The sequence below is a fragment of the Micromonospora lupini genome, from assembly GCF_026342015.1.
Lineage (GTDB): Bacteria > Actinomycetota > Actinomycetes > Mycobacteriales > Micromonosporaceae > Micromonospora > Micromonospora lupini_B.
The window spans coordinates 2,374,094-2,390,437 of sequence record NZ_JAPENL010000001.1 but is presented as its reverse complement, the minus strand read 5'-3'; the positions used below and the strand labels follow the sequence as shown (position 1 = coordinate 2,390,437).

The following is a 16,344-nucleotide window of genomic DNA, read 5'->3' as shown; positions in this document are numbered from 1 at the left end:
CCACCTGGTGATCATCCCCCGGAAACAGCCCGTCATGCCGCCACCGGCTCGACCGAGGACTTTGACACAGGCTCTAGCGTCCGTCCTGTCCGGTCTGCTACGCCTGATCCGAGTCGGTGCGGCCGGCCGGGGGAGGCGCGATGTGGCGACGGTTCAGACCCGACCCGGTCGGTCGGCTGCGGGAGCGGCTGGACCGCTTCGACGCCACCGGCGACCACCGTGCGGTCCTCGACTCCGGCGCGATCCGCGACGGCGAGGCGGTCATCGAGCTGGTGACCGCCACGCCCACGGACAAGCCGCTGCCCGAGCGGGTCGCCGAGGGCGTGTTCCTCCTGGCCACCCTGCACTGGTACCGCTACCACCTGCTGCCCTCGGGCGAGGACGCCGACGACCTCGGCCAGGCGCTCGGGCTCACCGAGTTCCTGCTGCGCTTCGCACCGGAGCGGGTCCCGCCGGCGATGCGGGCGCTGCTGCACGCGCACCGACCGCCAGGCGCCGGCGTCCCACCCGCCGACGCGCCGCCGGCTCGGTCCGGCCTGCGGTCGGCCGGCCCGGGCGCCGACGCCGCCGGCGCCCACTACGTCGAGGCGGTCCTGCTGATGGCCGCCGCCGAGACCAGCCGCGACTACCGGGCGGCCGACCGGGCCGAACCGCTGCTGCGCCAGGCCCTCGACGGTACGCCGCCGGGGGCACCAGAGCGGCTGCACTACCTGTCCGCCCTCGGCAAGGTCCACCGTGACCAGTTCCAGCACCTCGGCCGGCGCAGGGCCCTCCCGGCGGCCGTCGCGGCGCACCGGGAGAGCCTGGAGTCCACAGCGGTCGGCGACCCGGAACGTCCGGTGCGGCTGTTCAACCTCGGCAACGTCCTGGGCGACACGTACGAGGTCGACCACGACCCGGCCGCGCTCGACGAGTCGATCACGGCGCTGCGCGACGCCGCCCGGGCTGCCGCCGCGGGCACGCCCGTGCGCACGATGGCGCGGATGAACCTCGGTCAGCGGCTGCGCGACAGGTGGCGGCTGCACGGCCGGCCGGGCGACCTCGACGAGGCGGTCGACGTCTTCGCCGCAGCCCAGGGCAGCGGCGACCCACGCGTCGCCGCGCTGCACGGCACCGCGCTCGCCGAACGGTTCCTGCGCGATCGGACACCTGCCGACCGGGATGCCGCGATCGAGGCGTACCGGTCGGCGCTTGCCGGGTTCGGCGGGCTCGACCCGGAACTGGCCGGAAGCGCCCAGGCCGGGCTCGCCACCCTGCTCGCCGAACGGCACCAGGCCGACGCCGACCCGGTCGACCTCGACGCGGCGGTCGACGCCTACCGGGCGGCGCTCGGCGCCGGACCGACGCCCGGCGGGATTGACCTCGACGAGCTGCGACAGGCTCTGGCCGTCCTGCTGGTGACCCGTTACGAGCGGCGGCGACGACCCGACGACGTCACCGAGGCGGTACGGCTGCTGCGCGACGGCGTGGCCGCCGCCCGGAACACCGAGCGGCGGGCGCGCAGGCTCGCCGAGCTCGGCCACGCGCTCGGTGCCGGCCATGCCGACCTGGGCGGCGTGCGCGCGCTGCGCGCCGGTCGGGACGCGCTGACCGAGGCCGAACGGCTGTTGCCCGGTACCGACCCGCTGCGCCACCAGGTGCTCAACAACCTCGGCAACACCCTGCGGGAACTCTCCGACCTGGCCGGCGAACCGGCACTGCTGGAACCGGCGGCGGTGGCGCTGCGGGCCGCGGTGGCCGCCGCCGCGCCGGACGCCACGCTCCTGCCCCGGTACCGCTCGAACCTCGGCCTGGTGCTGCAGGCGCTGTTCGCCTCGACCCAGGACCTGGCGACCCTCACCGAGGCCGTGCAGGTGCTGGCGCAGGTCAGCGACACCACACCACCCGGGCACCCGGACCGGATGCCGGCGCTGATCAACTACGGCTCGGCCCTGAACCGCCGGGTCGAGCTCTTCCTGGCCGATCAGTTGCCCGTCGGCGGCCAGCCCGCCGAACAGGTCGCGGCCGACATCGCCGCCGACTCCGAGGCCGCGGTCGCCGCGCTGCGCGAGGCCGCCGAGCTGGCCGAGCGGGAAGCCGACCCGTCCGAGTACGCCCAGGCGGTCGCCACCCTCGCCCTGGCTCACCTGCTGCGGCACGAACTGCGCGACGACCCGGCGGCACTCGACGAGGCGATCCGGCTGTTGGAACGCTTGAACGATCGGCCGTCGGCCGACATGGACCGGCACCGGATTCGCACGAACCTCGGCAACGCGCTGCTGGTGCGCTTCGAGGCGGGACACGCCGAGGCCGACGCCGACGCCATGCTGGCCGCGTACCGGGGGGCCGTCGACGCGCTGGCCGCCGAGCATCCCGCCCGCACCATGTGCCTGAACAACCTCGCCACCGCACTCGAAGCGGTCGCCGACGCCGCGGGCGACGGGTCCGCGGCGTCGGCCGAGGCGACCGAGGCGCTGCGCGCCGCCGCCCAGGTGGAGGCCGCGCCGTCGTTGCTGCGCGCCAGGACAGCCGCGCGGTACGCGACACGCGCCGCCGCGGCCGGTGATCTGACGGCGGCGCTCGGCGGGTACGCCTCCGCGATCGAGCTGATCGACCTGGTGGCGTGGCACGGCATGGACCACGACGACCAGGCCCGGCTGCTGGGGCTGTTCTCCGGGCTGGCCAGCGACGCGGCGGCGGTCGCCGTCGCCCTGCGCCAGCCGGAGCGCGCGGTCGAGCTGCTGGAGTACGGCCGGGGCGTCCTGTTGACCCGGGCTCACGACGCGGGCGCCGACCTGGCCGCGCTCCGCGCGCGGGCGCCCCGGCTGGCCGCCCGACTCGCCGAGGTGCAGGCCGCGCTCGACGACTTCGCCGTCCCCTCGGCCGGCGCGCTGTCACCTGTCGGCGGGGCCGGGTCCGCGCCGGAGCGGCGGTACGACCTCGCCGTACGCAGGCGTGACCTGTTGACGGAGATCCGCGACCAGCCCGGGTTCGCCGACTTCCTCCGCCCGCCGCCGTTCGCCGCGCTGGCCACCGCCGCCGCCGGTGGCCCCGTGGTGCTCGTCAACGTGGCCGCCCGGCGCTGCGACGCGCTCGTCGTCGCCGACGGCCGGGTCGACCTGGTGCCCCTGCCCGAGCTGACGCTGGCCGAGCTGGTCACCCGGACGGCGGGTTTCCTCACCGCGATCGCGGTGCTCACCGGCCCGGCGGCGCCGAACGCCTCCGCGCCGGAGACGCAGCGCCGCCGGGCGGCGGCGCGGGCCGAGGCCGCCGACACCCTGGACTGGCTGTGGCGGACGGTCGCGGCGCCGGTGCTCGACGCGGCCGGGCCCACAGCGGCGTCGTCCGGCCCGGACTGGCCACGTCTGTGGTGGTGTCCCACCGGGCTGCTCACCCTGCTGCCGTTGCACGCCGCCGGCCCGCTCGACGGCGGCGACGGGGTCCTGGACCGGGTGACGCCGTCGTACACGGCCTCGTTGCGGGCGCTGGCGCACGCACGGCGCGGTGTACCGGTCCGAGCCGAACCGGTCGACTCCGCGCTCCTGGTCGGCATGCCGCAGACCCCGGGCCTGGCCGACCTGCCAGGCGTCGGGCGGGAGGAGGAGATCGTCCGTCGACACCTGCCCCGGGTCCGTTCGCTGCTCGGCCCGGCGGCCACTCCGGCGGCGGTGCTGGCGGCGCTACCCGACCAACCGGTCGTCCACCTGTCCTGTCACGGCACACAGGACCTGCGCGCCCCGGCGTGGGGGCGTCTCGCGCTGGCCGGTGGCGCGCTGCACGTCCGGGACCTGTGGCGACCCGCCGGCAACCCGGCCGCGCTGGCAGTCCTCTCCGCCTGCGAGACGGTACGCGGCGGCGCCGCCCTGCCCGACGAGGCGCTCACCCTCGGCACCGCGTTCCAACTCGCCGGGTTTCGGCAGGTCATCGGCGCGCTCTGGTCCATCTCGGACACATTGACAGTGCGGCTCTGCGCCGACGTGTACGACGGTCTGGCGGTGCCCGGCGGGATCGCACCCGACCGGGCGGCGGCGGCCCTGCACCAGGCGGTCCGCCGGCTCCGCGCCGCCCTGCCCGGCCTACCCGACGTCTGGGCCGGCTACGCCCACCTCGGCCCCTGACGACACGTCACAGGTGTTGCGCGGGGGCGTACCAGGTGACAGCCACCGCGGCGACCAGCAGCGCGGTGCAGAGCAGGACCAGCCCCACCCCGGTCCGCAGGGACCGGACCGCCGCCACGGCCTCCACGTGGTCGCCGAGCGGGGCCGGCGGGAGGGCAGCCACAGGTGTCACACTCAACCGGCCGTGCGCGGCGCGGAGCAGCGCGAGCGCCCCGGCCACGCCCGCGGCCAGCGCGGCGAGCAGCAGAACCCCGACCAGCGCGCCCCAGCCCGCCGCGAGAGTGGTCACGTCGGCGCGGCCCCGGATCAGGCTGAACCCGACGAGCGCCACCAGCAGGCCACCCAGCCCGTTACGCCAGGCCACCGCCGCCGCGCGGACGCGCTCCAACTCGCCGCGCAGCAGGCCCGCCAGTTGCTGTGCGCGGTGCAGGTCGGCGACGCTCGCGGGCGGCCCCGGACGAAGCCGGATCACGCCTCGACCTCCAACCACAGCGTCCAGTACGCCCCACAGCCGCGCAGCCCGGCGGGGCGCCCCGGGTGCTCGGCGTCGCACTCGCACAGCAGCGTCCGGTAACCGGTATCGGGGGTCGCGGCGTCCTTGCGGTACACCTCGTCGACGAGCGTCGTGGTGCTCGGGTGGTCACACCTGGGGCACCGCCCACTGAGCACCACCGCGAACTCGAACTCCTGCGGCTGGAAGCCCGCCGCGGCCTGCGTGGCGTACGCCTCGTCGGTCACCTCGGCGTACGGCAGCGGGCTCGACCCCGGCTCGTCGTCGCGCATCCCGACCTCCCCACCACCCGTGCCCGGACCGTCCACCGTAGTCGGTGCCGGCACCGGGGCCGACCGACCTGCCGGCGGAGTTGTCGACCGACCGGGGCCAGTTGCGCGGAGCGACAGGTACCGCACTCGTCGGCATGCGACGCTGGGCGCGTGCCGGTGACGCCGGCTCGGGCGGCCGGCCGGTGCCTGCCGGCGCGACGGCGGAGGGAGCACCATGGCGGGAACGCCGCAGGTCGACTTCGCGCTCGACACGTACGAGTGCATCGTGATCTATCCCGGCGCGGCCGCACGGGCGCTGCCCCCGGAGACCGTGCAACGGTTGCAGGCCGAGCACACCGAGCACATGCAGGCGTTGCAGCGCAGCGGGATCATCCTGGTCGCCGGCTCGGTGGATGGCCCGGCCCGTACGCCGGAGCCGCCGATCGGCTTCGGGCTGGCCCGCACGGGCAGTGTCGAGGACGTGCGCAGCGTGCTGGAGGCCGACCCGGCGGTGCAGGCAGGCCTCTACCGGGTGGACGTGCTGACCTTCCTCTGCCCGGCCGGCTCGCTGGAGTTTCCGCTGGTCAAAGCCGAGAGCTGACGGTCGGTCAGGCGACGGGTGTCGTGATGGTGACGGCGATCAGGCGTCCGCCGGTGCTACGGTCGCGCGCACCGAGCACCGCTGTCGGGGCGCACCCGGCGTCATCGGCCGGGCCCGGTCGAGGAGACGCCATGAGCTCCGCCGCCACCCCCGACGTCGCGTCCGCCGCCGCGCGGCTGCGTGCCCTGCTCGGTGACCGCCTCCACGAGCCGGGCGAGCCCGGGTTCGACACCGCCACCCGCCTGTGGAACGCCGCCGTCGACCGTACGCCCGCCCTGGTCGCCCACTGCCTGGACGCCGAAGAGGTGGCCGCGGCGGTCCGCGTCGCCGCCCGGTGCCACCTGCCGGTGTCGGTCCGCTCCGGCGGGCACGACTGGGCCGGCCGGGCACTGCGCGACGGTGGCCTGGTGCTCGACCTGACAGGTCTGCGCACGGTCCGGGTCGACGCGGACCGGGGCACGGTGACGGTGGCCGGCGGTGCCAGCGCCGCCGACCTGCTCGCCGCGGCGGCCCCGTACGACCTGGTGGTCCCCACGGGTGTGGTCCGGGGCGTGGGCATGGCCGGGCTGACCCTGGCCGGTGGGTACGGTCCGCTCTGCGGGCGGTTCGGCCTGGCCCTGGACAACCTGCTCGGGGCGGAGGTCGTCCTCGCCGACGGCCGTCGGGTCACCGCCGACCCGCGCCACGACGCCGAGTTGTACTGGGCGCTGCGCGGCGGCGGCGGGAACGTCGGCGTGGTCACCGAGCTGCGGTACCGGGCGCACCGGCTGCCCGCCGTGCTCGCCGGCATGATCATGTTCGCGCTGGCCGAGGCGCCGGCGGTGCTGCGCGGCTACGCGGCGCTGCTCGCCGACGCCCCGGACGAGGTGACAGTGATGGCCGGCTTCCTGCCCGGCCCGGCCGGCGAACCGGTGGTCTTCGTGTGCCCCTTCTACAGCGGCCCGGACCTGGACGCCGGCCGGCCGTGGCTGGACCGGCTGCGCGCGCTGGGCACCCCGCTCGTCGACCAGGTCGACCCGCTGCCGTACGCGGACGCGTTGCGGATGTTCGACGGCGGAATGGTCGACGGAAACCACTACCTGCTGCGTACCCGCTGGCTGCCCTCGCTCGTCGGCGGCGCGGTGGACGCGCTCGTCGAGGCCGCCCGGCAGGTCACCTCGCCGTTCTCCGCGCTGGCCCTGCACCACTTCCACGGCGCGGCCACCAGGGTCCGGCTCGGCGACACGGCGTTCGGTCTGCGCGCCGCGCACCTGCTGACCGAGATCATCGCGGTCTGGCCGCCGGGCGGGGAGGCCGGGCCGCACCGGGAGTGGGCCGATCGCACCTCGGCGGCGCTCGCCCCGTTCGCCCTGCCCGGGGGCTATCCGAACCTGCTCGCCCCGACCGAGACCGAACGGGTCCGGCTGGCGTACGGCGCGAACTGGGCGCGTCTGCGTCGGGCCAAGCGGCACTACGACCCTCGTGACCTGCTCACCGCCGTGCCCACGCTGCCCCCGTCGGGGCACCCGGAGTGAGCCGGGGCCGGGAGCGCCCCGACACCGCCCGCCGCGACAGGCGTACGATTCCCGGCGCGCGGTCGCCGTTGCCCGTCGCCACAACGTTCCCGGTGCGGTTCCGCCCGCCGGTCCGACGCGCGCCGCGCGTTGTTGGACACCTGTTCCGCTGCCTGCAAGGGGTCGGCCCCGAGTCCGACCTGAAGGAGAGACTAGCCTGATGGGCGTGACACGCCGCGTGAAGATCGTCTGCACTCTTGGTCCCGCCACCTCGTCCCCGGAGCGCATCCGGGGCCTCGTCGAGGCCGGCATGAACGTGGCGAGGCTCAACTTCAGCCACGGCAGCCACGCCGACCACGAGGCGGTCTACCGACTGGTCCGGGAGGCGTCCGAGGCCGCCGGCAAGCCGGTCGCCATCCTCGCCGACCTGCAGGGCCCCAAGATCCGGCTCGGCCGGTTCGCCGACGGCCCGCACGAGTGGCGCACCGGCGACTCCGTCGTGATCACCGGCGACGACATCCTCGGCACCAAGGAGCGGGTCTCCTGCACCTACCGCAAGCTGCCGCACGAGGTGAAGCCCGGTGACCGCCTGCTGATCGACGACGGCCGGGTCGCCGTGGAGGTCACCGACGTCACCGGCAACGACATCCGCTGCCTGGTCACCGAGGGCGGCCCGGTCTCCAACAACAAGGGCGTGTCGCTGCCCAACGTGGCGGTCAGCGTGCCCGCCATGTCGGACAAGGACGCCGAGGACCTGCGCTTCTCGCTGGGGCTCGGCGTCGACCTGGTCGCGCTGTCCTTCGTGCGCTCGGCCGAGGACATCAAGCTCGTCCACAACATCATGGCCGAGGAGGGCGTGTACCGCCCGGTGCTGGCCAAGGTCGAGAAGCCGGAGGCCGTGGAGCACCTGGAGGCCATCGTGCTGGCCTTCGACGGCGTCATGGTCGCCCGCGGCGACCTCGGCGTGGAGATGCCGCTGGACGAGGTCCCGCTCGTGCAGAAGCGGGCCGTGCAGCTCTGCCGGGAGAACGCCAAGCCTGTCATCGTGGCCACCCAGATGCTCGACTCCATGATCGAGAACTCGCGCCCCACCCGGGCGGAGGCCTCCGACGTGGCAAACGCGGTGCTCGACGGCGCCGACGCGGTGATGCTCTCCGGCGAGACAAGCGTCGGCAAGTACCCGGTGCTGACCGTCAGCACCATGGCCAAGATCGTCACGACGACCGAGGCCGGCTCGATCGGCGTGCCCCGGCTGCAGCACGACCCGCGTACCCACGGTGGCGCGCTGACCGTGGCCGCCTCGTCGATCGCCCGGGCCATCAACGCCAAGGCGCTCGTCGCCTTCTCGCAGACCGGCGACACCGTCCGGCGGCTCTCCCGCCTGCACTGCGACCTGCCGCTGCTGGCGTTCACGCCGGTCCCCGAGGTGCGTGACCAGCTCGCCCTGACCTGGGGCGTGGAGACCTTCCTCATGCCGTTCGTGCAGCACACCGACGACATGTTCCGCCAGGTCGACCAGGCGCTGCTCGGCCTCGACCGGGCCAACCCCGGCGACTACGTGGTGATCGTGGCGGGCAGCCCGCCCGGCACCCCCGGCTCGACCAACACGCTGCGCGTACACCAGCTCGGGTCGCTTGTCGACGCGGCGTCGGCGCGGGCGCTGCAGTGAGCGACGGTCGGGTCGCGGTCGGCCAGGCAGCGGTCGATGAGCTGCTGGAAGTGCTGGACCTCGACCCGACCGGGGACATGACCTTCCGGGGGATGAGCCCGCCGGTCGGCCCACAACGGGTGTACGGCGGCCAGGTTGCCGGTCAGGCCCTGGTCGCCGCCGGCCGCACGGTGGACCCGGAGCGGTTCGTGCACTCGCTGCACGGCTACTTCGTCCGCCCCGGCGACCCGGTCGAGCCGATCGAGTACCAGGTGGAGAACATCCGCGACGGCCGGTCCTTCTCGGTGCGCCGGGCTGTCGCCCTCCAGCACGACAAGCCGATCTTCTTCATGTCGGCGTCGTTCCAGCGGGCCGAGGAGGGGCTGGACCACCAGGCCCCCGCGCCGCTTGACGTGCCCGCCCCGCAGGACGTGCCGACGATGTCCGACCGGCTCTCCCGTTACCCCGAGCGCCTGGGCATCTGGGGGCAGATCCCCCGCCCGATCGACGTGCGTTACGTGGGGGAGCCCGGCTGGGTCCGCCCCGGCGACCGGCCGGCCGACCCGCACCAGCGGGTCTGGATGCGCATCGACGGCAAGCTGCCCGACGACCCGCTGCTGCACGCGTGCGCGCTCACGTACGCCTCGGACCTCACCCTGCTCGACTCGGTGCTCTCCGTGCACGGCGAGGTGTGGGGGCCGGGCGGTGTGGTCGGCGCGAGCCTGGACCACGCCCTGTGGTTCCACAGGCCGTTCCGCGCCGACGAGTGGTTCCTCTACGACTGCTGGAGCCCGTCGGCGTCCGGCGCGCGAGGGCTGGCCACCGGCCGGATGTTCACCACCGACGGCCGGCAGATCGCCAGCGCCGTGCAGGAGGGTCTGCTGCGCCGCGTCGGCGCCTGAACGGCCGGCACGGGCCGTCGGGGGGTCACGCCTCGTGGATGGCCTCGCCGGCGATTTCGATCTGCACGGTCTTCCCGACCAGAACGCCGCCGCTCTCCAGCGCGACATTCCAGAGCAGGCCGTAGTCCTCCCGGTTGATCTCGGCGGTCGCGCTGAATCCGAAGATGTTCTGACCGTACGGATCACGACGGGCACCACCGAAATTCACCTGAAGGTCCACCCCGCGGGTGATCCCCTTTACCGTCAACTCACCGGTGAGCACGAATCGACCGGGCTCGGACTGCGGCGGGGGATTGTGACTTCTGCCTCGTCCGCCGAGTCGGTGGTTTCGCAGCCGGGCCCATTGGAAAATCGGGTCCTCGTTGCTCTGCCAGTTGATGCCCGTGCTTCGATATTCGAGCGTGGGATAACGCTCCACATCGAGGAAGTCGGCGCTTTTCAGGTGGGTGTCCCGGTCGACGCTCCCGGTGGAGATGCTCGCCGCCGCGATGGTGGCGGTCACCCCGGAACGCAGCGGATCCTCCGCCACGAAGATCTCCGCGGTCGCCTCGGCGAACTCGCCGCGTACGGGGCTCACCATCATGTGGCGGGACAGGAAACCGATCCGCTTGTGCGCCTGATCGAGGCGATAGGTGCCGGCGATCGGGATGGTCATGCCATCCCAGGTGCGTGTGGCGACATCGGTCATCGTGTTGCCTTCCCCCCGGGCCGAACCGGGTGTTTATCAATGTCCTGCCCGAGCCCCCGTATCCGGTCCGGCAGTCATACTGCCCGCCCAGCATAAGGACGCGGGAAATCGGCTTTCCGGGCCCCACCGGGTAGTGGATCACGGCGTCCGACGCTATTGGCTATTCGTCGATGCGTGACCGATCGGCCGAGGGTCGCCGACCCGCCCGGATGACCCGCGGGCTAACCTTGCCGGCATGCGTCTCTCCGCCCGGGTCGACTATGCCCTCCGCGCGGCCGCCGAGCTCGCCGCTACGGCCAGTGGCCCCGGGCGGGGACGGCCCGTCACCGCCGACCAGATCGCGCGTGCGCAGGAGATCCCGCCGAAGTTCCTGGAGAGCATCCTCCTGCAACTGCGTAGGGGTGGCATCGTGCACGCCCAACGCGGTCCGGAGGGCGGCTACTGGTTGGCCCGCCCGGCCGAGGAGATCTCCCTCGCCGAGGTGATCCGGGTGATCGACGGGCCGCTCGCGCACGTTCGGGGGCAGCGCCCCGAACAGCTCGGCTACCACGGCCCGGCTCGTGCCCTCCAGGAGGTCTGGATCGCGCTGCGCGCCAGCGAGCGGGAGATCCTCGAACTGGTAAGCGTCGCCGACGTGGCCGCCGGCACGTTGCCGGCCCGGGTCACCGAGCTGGCGGCCGACCCGCGCGCCTGGATCTGACCCGCCTTCGGGGACGACCGCCGCGCGCAGACCGCCCGCGCTGACCCCCCGCGCGCTGACCGCCCCGTTCGTGGCGTCGACCCGTCGGCGTCCCATCCACCGATCAGACACTTGACCCGGGCACTGCCGTGGCGCATTGTCGACCAAGTCGATAGGAGATACCGAAAAGTCAGGGGGCGCTCGTGCGCAAGCTGCTGGTTCTCGCTCTGGTCGGGCTCGCCGCGCAGCTGGTCGACGGCTCGCTCGGGATGGCGTACGGGCTGACCTCGTCCACGCTGCTGCTCGTCGTCGGGGTCGCGCCGGCCGCCGCCTCGGCCTCGGTGCACCTGGCCGAGATCGGCACCACCTTCGCCGCGGGCGTGGCGCACTGGCGGTTCGGCAACGTCGACTGGCGGGTGGTGTCCCGCATCGCGCTGCCCGGCGCGGTCGGCGCGTTCGCCGGCGCCACCCTGCTCAGCTCGATCTCCACCGAGTCGGCCGCGCCGTGGATGGCCGGCATCCTCTTCACGCTCGGCGCGTACCTGCTGGTCCGCTTCTCCCGACCGCTGCGCACCGACCGGATCGGCGGCCGGCTGCGCGGTCGCTTCCTCGGCCCGCTCGGCCTGGTCGCCGGCTTCGTCGACGCCACCGGCGGTGGAGGTTGGGGCCCGGTGGCCACCCCAGCGCTGCTGGTCTCCGGTCGCCTGGAGCCGCGCAAGGTGATCGGCTCGGTCGACACCGCCGAGTTCGTGGTGGCCGGAGCCGCAAGCGTCGGCTTCCTGATCGGGCTGGGCACCGAAGGGTTCCTGCTGCCCACAGTCCTCGCCCTGCTGATCGGCGGGCTCATCGCCGCTCCGCTGGCCGCCTGGCTGGTACGCATCGTCCCGGCCCAACTGCTCGGCGCGGCCGTCGGCGGCGTGATCGTGCTGACGAACGCCCGCACCCTGATCCGCTCCGCCGAGCTGGGCGGCCCGGTCCGTCCCGCGCTCTACGCCCTGCTGGCCGCCGGCTGGCTGGCCGCGCTTGTGTTCGCCGTGCGGGCCCTGCGCCGTACCCGTCGAGCCCGCACCGCCGTCGCGACCGCCACGGCGGCGAGCGCCGCCACCGCCACCGCTACCGCGCCCACCGCAACCGGGCCGTTGCCCAGCGACGACGACGCGCGCGTCGGACTCACCGCTGCCGCCACGCCGGCGGCCCGCTGACCCTGGGCACCCTGTCCCTGGCGAGCGCTATACCTGTGAGTCATAACTATGACTCACAGGTATACCGCTCAACCGAGTCCTCGGGCCCGTGGGCCGGCGCGCTGCTCTGACCGCCGGCCCCACCAGCCTGATGGTGGCCGCCACCCATGCCGCGCAACCGGTGACCCGGGCTGAAGAGCGGCGACCGCGAGGTCAGCGGGTCAGCAGTTTGTCCGCGGTCTCGGCGAGCAGCGTCCACGCCTCGTCGACGTGCGTCTCGGTGCTCTGCGGTGAGCCCACCGCAAGTCGCAGCACGTACCGGCCGCCCACCCGGGTGTGCGTCAAGAACACCCGCCCGGTGCCGTTCACCCGGGCCAGCAGTTCGGCGTTGGTGTCGTCGTCGGCGCGCAGCCGGAAGCAGACCAGCGAGAACGGGTGCGCCGCGGCCAGCTCGAACCGGTCGTCGGCGCGGACCCGGTCGGCGAACCGGGCGGCCAGCGCGACCCCGGAGCGGATGTGCGCCCGCAGCCCCTCGGCGCCGTACCAGCGCAGCACGAACCACAGCTTCAGAGCCCGGAAGCGGCGACCCAGCGGCACCTGCCAGTCCCGGTAGTCGATCACCGCCCCGGACTCGGAGGCGGCGTTGCGCAGGAACTCCGGCAGCACGGTCAGCGCCTCGATCAGCTCACCGCGGTCGGCCACCCAGAACGCGTCGCAGTCGAAGCCGGTGAGCAGCCACTTGTGCGGGTCGAAACAGTAGGAGTCCGCGTACTCCAGGCCGGCGTGCGACCAGCGCAGCTCGGGGCAGACGGCGGCGGCGCCCGCGTACGCGGCGTCCACGTGCAGCCAGATCCCGTACTCGGCACAGATCGCCCCGATCGCGGGCAGCGGATCGACGGCGGTGGTGGAGGTGGTGCCGATGGTGGCGACCACGATGGCGGGCACCTTCCCGGCGGCCAGGTCTGCCTCGATCGCGGCCCGCAGCGCGTCCGGGCGCAGCGCCTGGGTGTCCGGGTCCACGTCGATCGACCGGATCCCGTCGGCGCCCAGCCCGGCGATCCGTACGGCCTTCTCGATCGAGGAGTGCCCGTGCACGGAGGCGTACGCGCGGTAACGCCTGTCGACGCCTGTGACGCGCCAGCGGCCCGCGCTGACGCGGTGCAGCGCGGCCAGGGTGGCCACAAGCGTCGCCGAGGACGCCGAGTCCTGGATGACGCCACCACCGGCGCCTGTCGACCGGAAGCGCTGCGGAAGGTCGAGGAGCTGGGCCAGCCAGTCCATCATGACCGTCTCCAGCTCCGTGCAGGCCGGGCTGGTGGCCCACAGCATGCCCTGCACGCCGAGGCCGGAACTGACCAGGTCACCGAGCAGGCTGGGGCCGGAGGTGTTCGCGGGGAAGTAGCCGAAGAATCCGGGGTGCTGCCAGTGGGTCAGTCCCGGTAGGACGATCGCGTCCAGGTCGGCGAGGAGCGCCTCGACCGGCTCGCCGCCGGTGGTGGGTGGCCCGCTCGGCAGGGCCGTCGCCACCGTCCCGGGCGGGTCGGCCGGGGCGACCGGCCGCTGGTGCAGCGTCGTCCAGTAGTCGGCGATCCAGTCGACGGCGGCGTGGCCGGCGCGGCGGAACTCGTCCGGGTCCATGTGCGGGGCGCTCATCCGTACGAGTTGATCAGGCATCACACCGCGGGGCAAGAGCCGCCGGTCGTGACAGTCGTCGATATTGCGCAGCGGAAAGCGCTTGCCCTACGATGCGGCTGAGCCGGATCCGTGAGTTCCAGGGCGTTCATCCCGACCAGATCGCCGTTCGTCGCCACCGCGGCGGGCCGTTCACCGTGCTTCCCGGGCAGGGCAGGTGGACCACAGCGGTCATCACCGGATCCTCCGGAGGCAGTTCATGCACCCGTCCAGACAACGGCTGATCCTGCTGGCCGCGTCGACGGCCGCCGCCGTCGTGGCCGGCGCCGTCGGCACGGTCGTCGCCTCGGCCGCCGCAGTCGGCTGTCGCGTCGACTATCAGGTCACCAACTCGTGGCAGGGCGGCTTCGGCGCCAACGTCACCATCACCAACCTCGGCGAGGAGGTCAACGGATGGGCCCTCACCTGGTCGTACTCCGCCGGTCAGCAGGTCGCCCAGGCGTGGAACGCCACAGTCACCCAGTCCGGCGCCCAGGTGAGCGCGCGCAACGTCGACTACAACGGCGTCCTCGCCACCAACGGCACTGCCTCGTTCGGGTTCAACGCCTCGTGGACGAGCAGCAACCCGGCACCGACCAGCTTCGCGCTCAACGGCGTGACCTGCACCGGGGCCCCGGCCACCGACGGCCCGACCACCCCACCACCGACCACCCCACCACCCACGACGGCGCCGCCCACCACGCCACCCCCGACCACTGCGCCGCCGACGACGCCACCGCCCACCACGCCCCCGGCCGGGGCGAAACAGATGGAGGACCTCGACCGAGGTCTGATCAGCGTCCGCTCCGGCAGCGGCAACCTGGTGTCCTGGCGGCTGCTCGGCACGGAGACCTCAGGCGTGGCGTTCAACCTCTACCGGGGCTCGACAAGGGTCAACGCCAACCCGATCACCGGCGCCACCTCCTACCTCGACAGCGGGGCGGCGGCCGGGTCGACGTACACCGTGCGGGCCGTGGTGGGCGGCGCCGAGCAGGAGGCGTCCGCTTCCGCCCTGCAGTTCGCAAACGGTTACCTGGACGTGCCGTTGCAGGTGCCGGCGGGCGGCACCACCCCCACCGGGGAGAGCTACACCTACAGCGCCAACGACGCCTCCGTCGGCGACCTCAACGGCGACGGCACCTACGAGATCGTGCTCAAGTGGGATCCGTCGAACGCCAAGGACAACTCCCAGTCCGGCTACACCGGCAACGTCTACGTCGACGCGTACACCCTGACCGGCTCCCGGCTGTGGCGGATCGACCTGGGCCGCAACATCCGCGCCGGCGCCCACTACACCCAGTTCCAGGTGTACGACTACGACGGCGACGGCCGTGCCGAGGTGGCCATGAAGACCGCCGACGGCACCCGCTCCGGCACCGGCCAGCTCATCGGTTCGTCGTCGGCGGACTACCGCAACTCCAGCGGCTACGTGCTCTCCGGTCCGGAGTACCTGACCATGTTCAACGGTCAGACCGGCGCGATCCTCTCCACAGTCAATTACGACCCACCGCGCGGCACCGTGTCGTCCTGGGGTGACTCGTACGGCAACCGGGTCGACAGGTTCCTCGCCGGCACCGCCTACCTGGACGGGCAGCGCCCGTCGCTGATCATGGCTCGGGGCTACTACACCCGCGCGGTGATCGCGGCCTGGGACTTCCGCAACGGCACGCTCACCAAGCGCTGGACGTTCGACTCGAACTCGTCAGGCAACGGCGCCGCCGCCGGCCAGGGCAACCACCAGCTGTCCGTGGCCGACGTCGACGCCGACGGCCGCCAGGAGATCGTGTACGGCGCCGCCACCATCGACGACAACGGTCGGTTGCTCTACTCGACGGGCAACGGGCACGGCGACGCCATGCACGTCGGGGATCTCGACCCGGGCCGCGCCGGCCTGGAGGTGTTCAAGGTCGACGAGGACGGCAGCAAGCCCAGCTCGTGGTTCGCTGACGCCCGTACCGGTCAGATCCTGTGGTCCACGCCGGCTTCCGGCGACAACGGCCGGGGTGTCTCCGCGGACATCTGGGCGGGCAGCCCCGGCGCGGAGTCGTGGTCGGCGGCGGTCTCCGGCCTGGCCAACACGCGCGGACAGAACGTGGGGCGTAAGCCGTCGTCGACGAACTTCCTCGCCTGGTGGGACGGTGACCCGGTCCGCGAGCTGCTGGACGGCACGAAGATCGACAAGTACGGCACCGGCGGCGAGACCCGGCTGCTCACCGGCGACCAGGTGGCCTCCAACAACGGCACCAAGGCCACCCCGGCGCTCTCCGGCGACATCCTCGGCGACTGGCGCGAGGAGGTGATCTGGCGGACCACCGACAGCCGGGCCCTGCGCATCTACAGCACGCCCACCCCGACCAGCACCCGGATCTACACCCTGATGCACGACCCGCAGTACCGCGTGGCGATCGCGTGGCAGAACACCGCCTACAACCAGCCGCCACATCCGGGGTTCTTCATCGGCGACGGAATGAGCAGCCCACCCACCCCGAACATCTACCTACGCTGATCTAACTCTGGCGGTCCTGATCGGGTTCGCCTAAGGTGGCAGGCACCGGGCCGCAGCCGCGGAATCCGCACAGCTCCGGCCCGGTGCTCCACACCGCGGCATTCCCGACCCGTCCC

12 protein-coding genes are annotated in these 16,344 nt (G+C 73.4%); 8 read left to right on the top strand and 4 right to left on the bottom strand.

The features are described 5' to 3' along the window. The first annotated feature begins 140 nt into the window (after nucleotides 1-140). On the top strand, nucleotides 141-4,097 hold the full coding sequence (locus OOJ91_RS10415; protein ID WP_266244406.1) for a CHAT domain-containing protein: 3,957 nt from the start codon (nucleotides 141-143) through the stop codon (nucleotides 4,095-4,097). A 7-nt stretch (nucleotides 4,098-4,104) separates the two neighbouring features. Here OOJ91_RS10415 and OOJ91_RS10410 read toward each other — a convergent pair whose 3' ends face one another. Beyond that, nucleotides 4,105-4,569, bottom strand: a complete 465-nt coding sequence (locus OOJ91_RS10410) for a hypothetical protein (RefSeq protein ID WP_266244405.1) — start codon at nucleotides 4,567-4,569, stop codon at nucleotides 4,105-4,107. Beyond that, a complete protein-coding gene (locus OOJ91_RS10405; protein ID WP_266244404.1) occupies nucleotides 4,566-4,880 on the bottom strand; it encodes a hypothetical protein in 315 nt (104 codons plus the stop codon). Before OOJ91_RS10405 ends, OOJ91_RS10410 begins: the two co-directional genes overlap by 4 nt. A 214-nt stretch (nucleotides 4,881-5,094) precedes the next feature. On the opposite strand from OOJ91_RS10405, the gene OOJ91_RS10400 reads away from it, so the two are divergent. The 4 genes from OOJ91_RS10400 (at nucleotide 5,095) to OOJ91_RS10385 (ending at nucleotide 9,503) form a co-directional block, all read left to right on the top strand. Further along, nucleotides 5,095-5,460, top strand: a complete 366-nt coding sequence (locus OOJ91_RS10400; protein ID WP_266244403.1) for a YciI family protein — start codon at nucleotides 5,095-5,097, stop codon at nucleotides 5,458-5,460. Between the two features lie 131 nt (nucleotides 5,461-5,591). After that, nucleotides 5,592-6,974, top strand: a complete 1,383-nt coding sequence (locus OOJ91_RS10395) for an FAD-binding oxidoreductase (protein WP_266244402.1) — start codon at nucleotides 5,592-5,594, stop codon at nucleotides 6,972-6,974. Between the two features lie 199 nt (nucleotides 6,975-7,173). Continuing rightward, a complete protein-coding gene (gene pyk, locus OOJ91_RS10390) occupies nucleotides 7,174-8,622 on the top strand; it encodes a pyruvate kinase (RefSeq protein WP_266244401.1) in 1,449 nt (482 codons plus the stop codon). Beyond that, nucleotides 8,619-9,503 (top strand): acyl-CoA thioesterase, encoded by an 885-nt coding sequence (locus OOJ91_RS10385; RefSeq protein WP_266244400.1) that lies wholly within the window; start codon nucleotides 8,619-8,621, stop codon nucleotides 9,501-9,503. The genes pyk and OOJ91_RS10385 overlap by 4 nt, the downstream gene beginning before the upstream one ends. A 25-nt stretch (nucleotides 9,504-9,528) precedes the next feature. Here the strand turns inward: OOJ91_RS10385 and OOJ91_RS10380 are convergent, their stop codons facing one another. Beyond that, the gene (locus OOJ91_RS10380) at nucleotides 9,529-10,191 is read right to left on the bottom strand and encodes a YceI family protein (RefSeq protein WP_266244399.1); all 663 of its coding nucleotides are present in this window, start codon (nucleotides 10,189-10,191) and stop codon (nucleotides 9,529-9,531) included. A 235-nt stretch (nucleotides 10,192-10,426) separates the two neighbouring features. Here OOJ91_RS10380 and OOJ91_RS10375 point away from each other — a divergent pair, with 235 nt between their 5' ends. Both OOJ91_RS10375 and OOJ91_RS10370 read left to right on the top strand, forming a co-directional pair. Further along, nucleotides 10,427-10,891: an RrF2 family transcriptional regulator gene (locus tag OOJ91_RS10375; RefSeq protein WP_007462839.1), complete on the top strand. Its 465-nt coding sequence runs from the start codon at nucleotides 10,427-10,429 to the stop codon at nucleotides 10,889-10,891. 182 nt (nucleotides 10,892-11,073) lie between these two features. Further along, nucleotides 11,074-12,072 carry a sulfite exporter TauE/SafE family protein gene (locus OOJ91_RS10370; RefSeq protein ID WP_266244398.1) on the top strand — a complete coding sequence of 333 codons (999 nt, stop codon included), beginning with the start codon at nucleotides 11,074-11,076 and terminating at the stop codon, nucleotides 12,070-12,072. 192 nt (nucleotides 12,073-12,264) lie between these two features. On the opposite strand, the gene OOJ91_RS10365 is transcribed toward OOJ91_RS10370, so the two are convergent. Further along, nucleotides 12,265-13,704, bottom strand: coding sequence for a pyridoxal-dependent decarboxylase (locus tag OOJ91_RS10365; protein ID WP_266244397.1), 1,440 nt, complete (start codon nucleotides 13,702-13,704; stop codon nucleotides 12,265-12,267). Nucleotides 13,705-13,942: 238 nt separating this feature from the next. On the opposite strand from OOJ91_RS10365, the gene OOJ91_RS10355 reads away from it, so the two are divergent. Further along, nucleotides 13,943-16,228 carry a cellulose binding domain-containing protein gene (locus OOJ91_RS10355; RefSeq protein WP_323178448.1) on the top strand — a complete coding sequence of 762 codons (2,286 nt, stop codon included), beginning with the start codon at nucleotides 13,943-13,945 and terminating at the stop codon, nucleotides 16,226-16,228. Nucleotides 16,229-16,344 lie beyond the last annotated feature (116 nt).

Bases quoted from the DNA above. Each gene is read 5' to 3' on its own strand.
- OOJ91_RS10415 (WP_266244406.1), top strand. From the start codon at position 141: ATGTGGCGACGGTTCAGACCCGACCCGGTCGGTCGGCTGCGGGAGCGG.
- OOJ91_RS10405 (WP_266244404.1), bottom strand. From the start codon at position 4,880: ATGCGCGACGACGAGCCGGGGTCGAGCCCGCTGCCGTACGCCGAGGTG.
- OOJ91_RS10400 (WP_266244403.1), top strand. From the start codon at position 5,095: ATGGCGGGAACGCCGCAGGTCGACTTCGCGCTCGACACGTACGAGTGC.
- OOJ91_RS10395 (WP_266244402.1), top strand. From the start codon at position 5,592: ATGAGCTCCGCCGCCACCCCCGACGTCGCGTCCGCCGCCGCGCGGCTG.
- pyk (WP_266244401.1), top strand. From the start codon at position 7,174: ATGGGCGTGACACGCCGCGTGAAGATCGTCTGCACTCTTGGTCCCGCC.
- OOJ91_RS10380 (WP_266244399.1), bottom strand. From the start codon at position 10,191: ATGACCGATGTCGCCACACGCACCTGGGATGGCATGACCATCCCGATC.
- OOJ91_RS10375 (WP_007462839.1), top strand. From the start codon at position 10,427: ATGCGTCTCTCCGCCCGGGTCGACTATGCCCTCCGCGCGGCCGCCGAG.
- OOJ91_RS10365 (WP_266244397.1), bottom strand. From the start codon at position 13,704: ATGAGCGCCCCGCACATGGACCCGGACGAGTTCCGCCGCGCCGGCCAC.
- OOJ91_RS10355 (WP_323178448.1), top strand. From the start codon at position 13,943: ATGCACCCGTCCAGACAACGGCTGATCCTGCTGGCCGCGTCGACGGCC.